This window comes from Streptomyces mangrovisoli, assembly GCF_000974985.2.
Lineage (GTDB): Bacteria > Actinomycetota > Actinomycetes > Streptomycetales > Streptomycetaceae > Streptomyces > Streptomyces mangrovisoli.
In genome coordinates this window covers 194,439-200,766 of sequence record NZ_LAVA02000026.1, presented here as the reverse complement: position 1 = coordinate 200,766, position 6,328 = coordinate 194,439, and the positions used below count along the sequence as shown (strand labels likewise).

Annotated in this window: 6 protein-coding genes; all 6 read left to right on the top strand. The window is 71.6% G+C overall.

Translation table 11 applies throughout. The features are described from left to right. Positions 1–45: 45 nt before the first annotated feature. The 6 genes from WN71_RS13365 to WN71_RS13340 are packed head-to-tail and all read left to right on the top strand — an operon-like array spanning position 46 to position 6,293. Positions 46–1,014, top strand: coding sequence for a complex I subunit 1/NuoH family protein (locus WN71_RS13365; RefSeq protein WP_046583520.1), 969 nt, complete (start codon positions 46–48; stop codon positions 1,012–1,014). A 2-nt stretch (positions 1,015–1,016) separates the two neighbouring features. After that, positions 1,017–1,610, top strand: coding sequence for a NuoI/complex I 23 kDa subunit family protein (locus tag WN71_RS13360; RefSeq protein ID WP_046583522.1), 594 nt, complete (start codon positions 1,017–1,019; stop codon positions 1,608–1,610). Further along, positions 1,607–2,308: an NADH-quinone oxidoreductase subunit J family protein gene (locus tag WN71_RS13355; protein WP_046583524.1), complete on the top strand. Its 702-nt coding sequence runs from the start codon at positions 1,607–1,609 to the stop codon at positions 2,306–2,308. The genes WN71_RS13360 and WN71_RS13355 overlap by 4 nt, the downstream gene beginning before the upstream one ends. Further along, positions 2,308–2,694: an NADH-quinone oxidoreductase subunit NuoK gene (gene nuoK / locus WN71_RS13350; protein WP_046583526.1), complete on the top strand. Its 387-nt coding sequence runs from the start codon at positions 2,308–2,310 to the stop codon at positions 2,692–2,694. The genes WN71_RS13355 and nuoK overlap by 1 nt, the downstream gene beginning before the upstream one ends. Continuing rightward, positions 2,691–4,685, top strand: coding sequence for an NADH-quinone oxidoreductase subunit 5 family protein (locus WN71_RS13345; RefSeq protein ID WP_046583528.1), 1,995 nt, complete (start codon positions 2,691–2,693; stop codon positions 4,683–4,685). Before nuoK ends, WN71_RS13345 begins: the two co-directional genes overlap by 4 nt. 6 nt (positions 4,686–4,691) lie before the next feature. Further along, the gene (locus WN71_RS13340; protein WP_046583529.1) at positions 4,692–6,293 is read left to right on the top strand and encodes an NADH-quinone oxidoreductase subunit M; all 1,602 of its coding nucleotides are present in this window, start codon (positions 4,692–4,694) and stop codon (positions 6,291–6,293) included. The last annotated feature ends 35 nt before the right edge of the window (positions 6,294–6,328 follow it).

The following is a 6,328-nucleotide window of genomic DNA, read 5'->3' as shown; positions in this document are numbered from 1 at the left end:
GCCCCCCGACCCCGCATCCCCCGAAGACCCCGCTGGAGGCCCGCAGTGAACGACGCTCTCGACGTCGCCCTGCGACTCGTCGTCGTCTTCGTCGTGTTCCTCACCTTCCCCCTGATCGTCGGTCAGACCGAGCACAAGGTGATGGCCCACATGCAGGGCCGCCTCGGCCCGATGTACGCGGGCGGCTTCCACGGCTGGGCCCAGCTCGTCGCCGACGGCGTGAAGTTCGCGCAGAAGGAGGACGTGGTCCCCACGGGCGCGGACCGCCGTATCTTCCAGCTCGCCCCGGCCGTGGCGCTGCTGCCGTACCTCCTCGTCCTGCTCGCCATCCCGATCGGGCCCGGCGACGGCGCGGTGGGCCAGGTCCTGGACGCGGGCATCTTCTTCGTCCTCGCGGTCATGGGCGTCGGCGTCCTCGGCTCGCTGATGGCCGGGTGGGCCAGTGCCAACAAGTTCTCCCTCCTCGGCGGACTGCGCACCGCCGCGCAACTCCTCGCCTACGAGCTGCCGATGCTGCTCACCGCCGCCTCCGTGGCGATGGCGGCCGGCACGGTGTCCCTGCCCGGCATCCTCGACGCCTTCCACTGGTGGTGGGTGCCCTGGCAGATCGTCGGCGGGATCGTCTTCTTCGTGGCCGGACTGGCCGAGCTCCAGCGGCCCCCGTTCGACATGCCCGTCGCCGACTCGGAGATCATCTTCGGCGCGTACACCGAGTACACCGGACTGCGTTTCGCACTGTTCCTCCTCGCCGAGTACGCCGGGATCGTCGTCCTGTGCGGCCTGACCACCGTCCTCTTCCTGGGCGGCTGGCACGGCCCCTGGGGCGCCGACGGTCTCGGCTGGGTGTGGACCCTGCTGAAGGCGGCCGTCCTCGCCTTCGTCGTCATCTGGCTGCGCGTCACCTACCCCCGTCTTCGTGAGGACCAGCTCCAGAAGCTCTCCTGGACCCTGCTGGTCCCGCTCTCCCTCGCCCAGATCGCCCTCACGGGCGTCGTCAAGGTGGTGATCCAGTAACCATGGCCCCCATCCCCGGCTCGGGCCTGGCCAAGGGCCTGGCGGTCACCCTCCGCACGATGACGAGGAAGACCGTCACCGAGCAGTACCCGGACACCCAGCCCGACCTGCCGCCCCGGACCCGCGGCGTGATCGGCCTGTTCGAGGAGAACTGCACGGTCTGCATGCTGTGCGCCCGTGAGTGCCCCGACTGGTGCATCTACATCGACTCCCACAAGGAGACGGTGCCGCCCGCCGCGCCCGGCGGCCGCGAGCGCAGCCGCAACGTCCTCGACCGTTTCGCCATCGACTTCTCCCTCTGCATGTACTGCGGTATCTGCATCGAGGTCTGTCCCTTCGACGCGCTGTTCTGGTCACCGGAGTTCGAGTACGCCGAGACCGACATCCGCGACCTCACCCACGAGCGCGACAAGCTGCGCGAGTGGATGTGGACCGTGCCGGCCCCACCGGCCCTGGACCCCGGCGCCGAGGAGCCCAAGGAGGTCTCCGCCGCCCGGAAGACCGCCGAGAAGCTCGCAGCCGCCCAGGCCGCCGCCCAGGACACCGAGCGGCCGGCCGACGCACAAGCCACCCAGGACCAGGAGGGGGACGCGTGACGCCCACCGCAACCGCCGTGTCCGTGGCCCATGCCACCGCCTCGCGCGGTTTTCTCTCGCCGTCCGGTGTCGAGGTCGCGTTCGTCCTCGTCGGCCTGGTCACCTTCGGCGCCGCGCTGGTCAGCGTCACCACCCGTCAACTGGTGCACGCCGCCCTGTGGCTGGTGGTCGCCCTCGGCGGGCTCGCCATCGAATACCTCCTGCTCACGGCCGAGTTCATCGCCTGGGTACAGGTCCTCATCTACGTCGGTTCCGTCGTCGTCCTCCTTCTCTTCGGTCTGATGCTCACCAAGGCCCCCATCGGCCGCTCCCCGGACGCCGACTCGGGCAACCGCTGGGCCGCCCTCGCCGTCGCGGTCGCCGCGGCGGCGGCGCTGGTCTGGGTGGTCGTCGACGCCTTCCGCACCACGTGGATCGATTTCGGCGGCGCGGCCGCCGGTTCGACGAAGGCCACCGGCGCGAGCCTCTTCCAGAACTGGGTCCTCCCCTTCGAGGCCCTCTCCGTCCTCCTCCTCGCGGCCCTGGTCGGCGCGATCGTCCTGTCCCGCAAGGCGAAGGCGGAGACGAACGCTCCCCCTGTCTCTCGCTCTGTGAACTCCCGGACCGTGCCCGGTGGTTCCCCATCTGTCCCGGATTCCCGTAATCACCCGATAGAGGGAACCGGCCGGGAAGCCGCCCAGCAGGAAGGCGCCCGCTGATGCACCTCGCCTATCCCGCCGTGCTCTCCGCCCTCCTCTTCTGCACCGGCCTGTACGGCGTGCTGGCCCGGCGCAACGCGATCCTGGTCCTGATGTCGGTGGAGCTGATGCTCAACGCCGTCAACCTCAACCTCGTCGCGTTCGACGTGTGGCTCAGCAAGGCCGCCCGGGACACCCTCCACTCCGGCCAGGCACTGACCCTGTTCACGATCACCATCGCCGCCGCCGAGATCGGCATCGGCCTGGCGATCGTCCTCGCCGTCCACCGCAACCGCGGCACGGCCGACATCGACCGGCTCCGCGACACCGCCGAGGGCCACGGCCCCGACGGTGACGACGACGGCGACGCCGCCGCCGCGGCGAAGAAGGCTGAGGCCAGCGCGTGACCACGACCACCCTCGCCGTCCTCGTCCCCCTCCTGCCGTTCCTCGGGGCCCTCGCGGGCCTGCTGCTGGGCCGCACCGCCCCCGGGTTCGTCCGTCCGCTCGCCGTCGTACCGGTCCTCGCCGCCTTCGTGCTGGCGGTCCTGGTCGCCGTACGACAGGGCGGCGGCAGCCCGATCGAGGCGCACACCCAGCTCACGCCGACCGGTTCCGTCCCGATCGATCTCGCCCTGGACATCGACGGGTTCGCCGCGCTCGTCGCCGTACTGGTGACCGTCGTCGCGTCCTGCGTGCAGATCTACTCGACCGGCTATCTGCGCGACGACCCCCGCTACCCCTCCTACGCGGCGCTCGTCTCCCTGTTCACCTCCGCGATGCTGCTCGTCGTCTACTCCGGCGACCTGATGGTGCTGCTGGTCGGCTGGGAGGTCATGGGCATCTGCTCCTACTTCCTGGTCGGCCACTACTGGGAGACCCCCGAGGCCCGCGCCGCCTCCATCAAGGCCTTCCTCGTCACCAAGCTCGGCGACGTGCCCTTCCTGATCGGCCTGTTCGCCCTCGCCACCGACGCCGGCTCCTTCCGCATCACCCGGATCCTCGACACCGTCGCGCACGGCGGGCTCCACCACCCGACGGTGGTCGCGCTGCTGCTCCTGGCGGGCGTGGCGGGCAAGTCGGCGCAGTTCCCGCTGCACACCTGGCTCCCCGACGCGATGGCCGGCCCCACGCCGGTCTCCGCGCTGATCCACGCCGCGACGATGGTCGCCGCCGGTGTCTACTTCGTCGCCCGTCTCCTCCCGGTGTTCGAGGCATCGCAGGCCGCGATGGTCGTCCTCGCGGTCATGGCCGGCGTGACGATGGTCGGCTCCGGTCTGTCCGCGCTGGCCCAGGACGACATCAAGCGCGTCCTCGCCTACTCGACGATCGGCCAGCTCGGCTACATGACCGGCGCACTCGCCGTCGGCGACCGCGGGGCCGCCGTCTTCCACCTCCTCACGCACGGCGCCTTCAAGGCGCTGCTGTTCCTCGCGGCCGGCGTGATCATCCACGCCGCGGGCACCAACTCCCTGGCCGCCATGGCGCGGATGAGCGACCTGCGCCACCGCATCCCGGACGCCTACTGGACGATGACCGTGGCGCTCCTCTCACTCGCCGCGATCCCGCCGTTCAGCGGCTTCTTCTCCAAGGAGTCCGTGCTCGGCGCCGCCGAGCACGCCGTCCACGGCGACACCGCGCACGTCCCGGACGCGGCCGGCTGGATCGTCCTCGTCACCGGCCTGCTCACGGCCCTGCTCACCGCCGCCTACGCCACCCGTCTGTGGCTGCTGGCCTTCCACGGCCGCGGCGCGGAGGCCCCCGACCACGGCCGCCAGCCCCGCACCATGACCCTGGTGCTCTGGGTGCTCGCCGTGCCCTCACTGGCCCTCGGCGGGTTCGCCTACCGGACGCTGCCCGACTGGTTCGACGGGCAGGACCTCACCCCGGCCCTCACCACCTCCGTCATCGGCACGGGCGTCTCCCTCGTCGGCGTGGTCCTCGCCTACGGAGCCTGGCGGCACCTCGCCGCACGCGCCGCCGGCACCCCGCTCGGCGCCGTCGCGGCGCACCCCGAGGGCGACGCCGCGCTGGTCGAGGCCGAGGCCATCGCGAGCCACGCCGCCGCCTACGGCGACCTGGCCTCCGCTCCCGACCCCGCGGACCCCGGGCGGCTGCTGCTCGGCCCGCTGCACCGCCACGCGGCCGTCGGCTTCCACCTCGACGCCGTCTACGCGGCGCTGTTCGTCCGGCCCGTCCAGGCCGGCGCGAGCCTCGTCCGGTTCCTGGACCGCGAGGTGGTCGAGACCTACGTACGCGGCGCGGCCGCGCTGCCCCGGCTGCTCGGCACCGCCGTACGACGGTCCCAGACCGGCAATCTCCAGACCTATGTGAGCGCGCTGCTCGCCGGCACCGTCGTCCTCGCGGTCGCCGTAGTCCTCGTCGCCACGGGAGCGTGAGCAGGCGTGATCGATATCAACGAGTCCGTGATGCAGGTCCTTCTGGCGTTCGTCGTCGTCGGGCCGCTGCTCGGCGCCGTCGCCGCCCTCCTGCCGGCCCCGCCCGGACTGAAGGGGAAGTCACCCGAGCAGGCCGTGCTGCGCCACGGCGTCACCGTGACCGGCGTGATCCTCCTCGCCGCGATCGTCCTCGCGCTCGGCTTCGACCACGACCAGGCGTCGAAGATGCAGGCCACGACCGACATCAGCTGGATCCCCGCACTCCACGTGCGCATCCACCTCGGCGTCGACGGCATCTCGCTCCCCCTTCTGGTGCTGACCGCGCTGCTGACCTTCCTCTGCGCGCTGTACTCCTACTTCAAGCCGCCCGCGGGCCCCGGCCCGAAGGCGTTCGTCGCCCTGGTGCTGCTGCTCGAGTCCGGCACCCTCGCCACCTTCGCCGTCCTCGACCTGCTGCTGTTCTTCCTCGCCTTCGAGACCGTCCTCATCCCGATGTACTTCCTCATCGCCCGCTGGGGCGGCGAGGGCCGGGAGCGGGCCGCCTGGCGCTTCATCCTCTACACGGTGCTCGGTTCCGTGGTCATGCTGCTCGGCCTGCTCCTGATCGGGATCAAGGCGGGCACGTTCGACATGGTGGCACTCGCCACTGACAACGGCCGCTCGCTCAGCGCGTCCGTGCAGGTCATCGCCGTTCTGGCGATCGGGATCGGGCTCGCCGTGAAGACGCCGATGTGGCCGCTGCACAGCTGGCTGCCCGACGCCCACACCTCCGCGCCGACCGTCGGCTCGGTCCTGCTGGCCGGCGTCCTGCTGAAGATGGGCACGTACGGGTTCGTGCGCATCCTGCTGCCGGTGGCGCCGCACGGCTTCCACACCTTCGCGCCCTACCTCGCCGCGTTCGCCGTCGTCGGGATCATCTACGGGTCCCTGGCCTGCCTCGCCCTCGCCCGGCAGGGCGCGAAGGGCGACCTCAAGCGCCTGATCGCCTACTCGTCCGTCGGCCACATGGGCTTCGTGCTCCTCGGCATCGCGACCATGACCGCGACCGGCGTGAACGGCGCGCTGTTCGCGAACATCGCCCACGGCCTCATCACCGGCCTGCTCTTCTTCCTCGTCGGCGCCCTGAAGGACCGCACCGGCACCACCGACCTCGACACCCTCGCCGAGGACACCGGCCTCGCCCTCTACGGCAAGGCCCCGCGCCTCGGCGGGCTGCTCGCCTTCGGCGCGGTCGCCTCCCTCGGCCTGCCCGGCCTCGCCGGGTTCTGGGGCGAGATGCTGGCCCTGTTCGGCGCGTTCAGGCCCGCCGCGGACCTCGACCGCGGGGCCTACCTCACCTTCATGGCGATCGCCGCGTTCGGCACCCTGCTGACCGCCGCGTACATGCTCGCCGTCGTCCGCCGCGTCTGCATGGGCGCCGTACCCGAGCCCGGCCCGCACCTGGACGGCGTACCGCAACGCCCGCTCCTGGACGACGTACGGACGTACGAGTTCGCCGCGTGGACGCCGCTCGTCGCCCTGACCGTCGTCGCCGGACTGTGGCCGAAGGCCCTGCTCGGCCTGACCGACCCGGCCGTGCAGCAGCTCCTCGCGGGAGGCACCCGATGAGCTCCCACGCCCCGTTCCCCGCGGGAGGCACCCGA